Origin of the sequence: Arthrobacter sp. Hiyo1 (genome assembly GCF_001263615.2) — a bacterium.
GTDB lineage: Bacteria > Actinomycetota > Actinomycetes > Actinomycetales > Micrococcaceae > Arthrobacter.
This window is the reverse complement of sequence record NZ_DF952470.1, coordinates 516,399-519,320: the sequence shown is the minus strand read 5'-3', so window position 1 is coordinate 519,320 and position 2,922 is coordinate 516,399. Positions and strand designations below refer to the sequence as shown.

The following is a 2,922-nucleotide window of genomic DNA, read 5'->3' as shown; positions in this document are numbered from 1 at the left end:
CGCATCCATACCCCGGCACAGGCCCGCCAGGCCTCCGACGCGGGCGTTCGCCGTCGTCGTCGGCACTGCCATCACGCATCCGGCGAGCATCACCGGCTGGTTCAAAGGCGCGATGGACACCTGACCCGGCAGAATCCGTCGCCGGATCCCTGATCCCGGCCTGTGTCCGGGCGTAGGCTTCTCCCATGGCTGAGGAGAATATCCGGGAATTCGATGTCATCGTGATCGGCGCCGGGACTGTGGGGGAAAACGTTGCAGACCGGGTGGTCCGGGGCGGCCTCACCTGCGCAATTGTGGAGGCTGAGCTCGTCGGCGGGGAGTGCTCCTACTGGGCCTGCATACCGTCCAAAGCGCTCCTTCGGCCGGGAACCGCCCTGCACACGGCACAATCAGTGCCCGGAGCGTCGGACGCCGTCACGAAGGTCCTGGATCCCGCACCGGTCCTGAAATACCGTGACTACTTCACCAACAAATGGCAGGACGACGGCGCGGTCCAGTGGCTCGTGGACACCGGCATCGAACTCATCCGGGGCCGGGCACGCATCACCGGCCCGCGTGAAGTCCAAGTGGATGGCAAGGACGGCACCAGCTACTCGCTCAAAGCCCATCACGCCGTGGTGGTGGCCTCCGGATCCACACCGCTCATCCCGAAAATCGACGGCTTGCGCAACGTCCCCTACTGGACAACCCGCGGGGCCACCTCCGTGCGGCAAATCCCTAAACGGTTCATCGTGCTGGCGGAGGGGTCGCCAGCGTCGAACTTGCCCAGGCTTTCGCCCGCCTAGGCTCGTCGGTTTCGATCGTTGCCCGAGGCCGACTCTTGAGCGCGTTCCCCGAGGAAGCCGCCGATTTGGTCGCTGCGGGACTGCGGGCCGACGGCGTTGATCTGCACCTCGGGACCGACACCGCGCGGGTCGAACACGAGCCGGACCATGCCTTCAGCGTCACTCTCGGCGACGGGACGGTCTTGAACTCTGACCAGTTGCTGGTGGCCACAGGTCGTCGGCCTTCCCTTGATAATTTGGGACTCGAAAACGTAGGGCTCGACGCCGAAGAAGGCAAGCCATTGCGCCTCACCACGGACTCGAGCGGCTTGGTTGAGGGCGCCGCCAGCGACGGCACGAGCGGGCTATGGCTTTACGCGGCCGGCGATGCCGCAGGATCGGTATTCCTCACCCATCAGGCAAGTACGAGGCCAGGGCAACCGGCGACGCATCGTGGCCCGTGCCAAAGGAACCCTCCACGGCACCCCGAAGGCATGGAGCGCCCTCGCGAAGACGGCCGACGAATATGCGATCCCCAGCGTGGTCTTCACGGATCCGGAAGTGGCATCCGTGGGCCCGGGCCTCAAGCAGGCGCTGCAAAAGGGCATTAACGCAAGCTCGGTTGAGCTCCCTATCAACGTGTCCGGATCCCAGCTGCATTCGGAAAATTACCAAGGCTGGGCACAACTGGTGGTGGACGAGGACCGGAAGGTGGTGCTGGGCGCGACGTTTGCCGGGCCCGGAGTGGCCGAGCTTTTGCACGGCGCCACCATCGCGATTGTGGGCGAAGTGCCGTTGGACCGGCTGTGGCATGCCGTGCCGTCGTTCCCCACCATCAGCGAGGTGTGGCTGCGCCTGTTGGAGAAGTACGGACTCTGACCCCCTGGCCGCCGCCGGTCGACGAACCGTTGTGGCGTCGGGAACGCGGGAGGAGAATGGCCGCATGGCCAAGCACCTCGATATTGACGGACACCCAACCTGGGTGGAAGACCTGGGCGGTCCCGGCGAACCGCCCTGCCCACCTGGTGGGGTGGAGTGACGGCGGTATCGTTGCCCTGCTTGTCGCACTTCGGCAGCCTGAACTCGTGCGAAAGCTCGTGGTCATTGGTACCAATTACCACTACAACGGCACGGTGCCCTTCGACTTGGATCCCCAATCGCCCATTGCGCAGGAACTGGGCAAGGCCTACATCGAGCGGTCTCCGGATGGGCCCGAACACCTGGATGTCGTCTTTAGCAAGAGTGTCGCGATGTTCACCACGGAGCCGACACTCACCACCACCGACATCGCGCAAATTAACCAGCCGGTGCTCGTCATTGTCGGCGACGACGACGTGGTCACCTTGCCCCACACTCTCTCGCTCTACGAAGCCTTGCCCGAAGGCCAACTTGCGGTCGTTCCGGGCGCATCGCATGGGCTTCCACTGGAACAGCCGGAAACAGTCGCCGGCCTGATAAGCAACTTTCTGGCCGCGGCGGAGCCGCCGCGCACGTTCATGCCAATTCGCCGTGCAAGGCAAACAGACAGCTAGGTTCCCAGGAGGCGAAGGGATCTATTTGAACTGACTGGTCAGTTCAGTTACGATTGGAGCAGATAACAAGTTCTGCGAAAGGTCCAATTGTGCTGTCTGCACAGCAACTCCAGATCGACGGCCGCCGGGACGATCTCCTGCCTCCCACTTCCCTCGAAGCCAGGCGCGGCGAGCTCCTCCTGGTCAGCGGCGACGGTCAGGACCAGCGCACGGCCTTGGCACTTGCTCTGAGCGGCCGGATGAAGACCAGCAAAGGCCTCCTGAGCTGGGACAAGACGGCGAAAACCAAGAAGCTCCGGGCTGCGAGCGCCCTGATTGACGCTCCGGGCGTCAACGAGCCGGAGCAGCATCTGAGCGTCCGCGACCTCGTCACCGAAGACCTCTCCCTCATCCCCCGCCGTTACCGCGGCGCGCTCCTCAGTAAGCCGTGGCTCAAGATCAACCGCTTCGAAGACATCGCCGGGCTGTGGATCGAGCAACTCCCTGCGGACCGCCGCCTCGAACTGCTGACCGCCCTGGCCCTCGCGGACCCTGCCCTCGACCTCTTGGTGTTCGATTCCCCGGACCGGCACAGCGCCAACACTGCGGACTGGCTCCCCCGGCTTGAGCAATTGGCGTACGACGCC

At 64.4% G+C, this 2,922-nt stretch carries 2 protein-coding genes and 1 pseudogene; all 3 read left to right on the top strand.

The window, feature by feature from the left end:
- Window positions 1-185: 185 nt before the first annotated feature.
- Window positions 186-1,643 (top strand): annotated as a pseudogene (locus AHiyo1_RS11235) (dihydrolipoyl dehydrogenase family protein).
- A 56-nt stretch (window positions 1,644-1,699) separates the two neighbouring features.
- Window positions 1,700-2,296 (top strand): alpha/beta fold hydrolase, encoded by a 597-nt coding sequence (locus tag AHiyo1_RS11230; protein WP_059388620.1) that lies wholly within the window; start codon window positions 1,700-1,702, stop codon window positions 2,294-2,296.
- Window positions 2,297-2,385: 89 nt separating this feature from the next.
- Window positions 2,386-2,922, top strand: a 537-nt coding sequence (locus AHiyo1_RS11225) for a hypothetical protein (RefSeq protein ID WP_059388619.1), incomplete at its 3' end; no start/stop codon positions are given.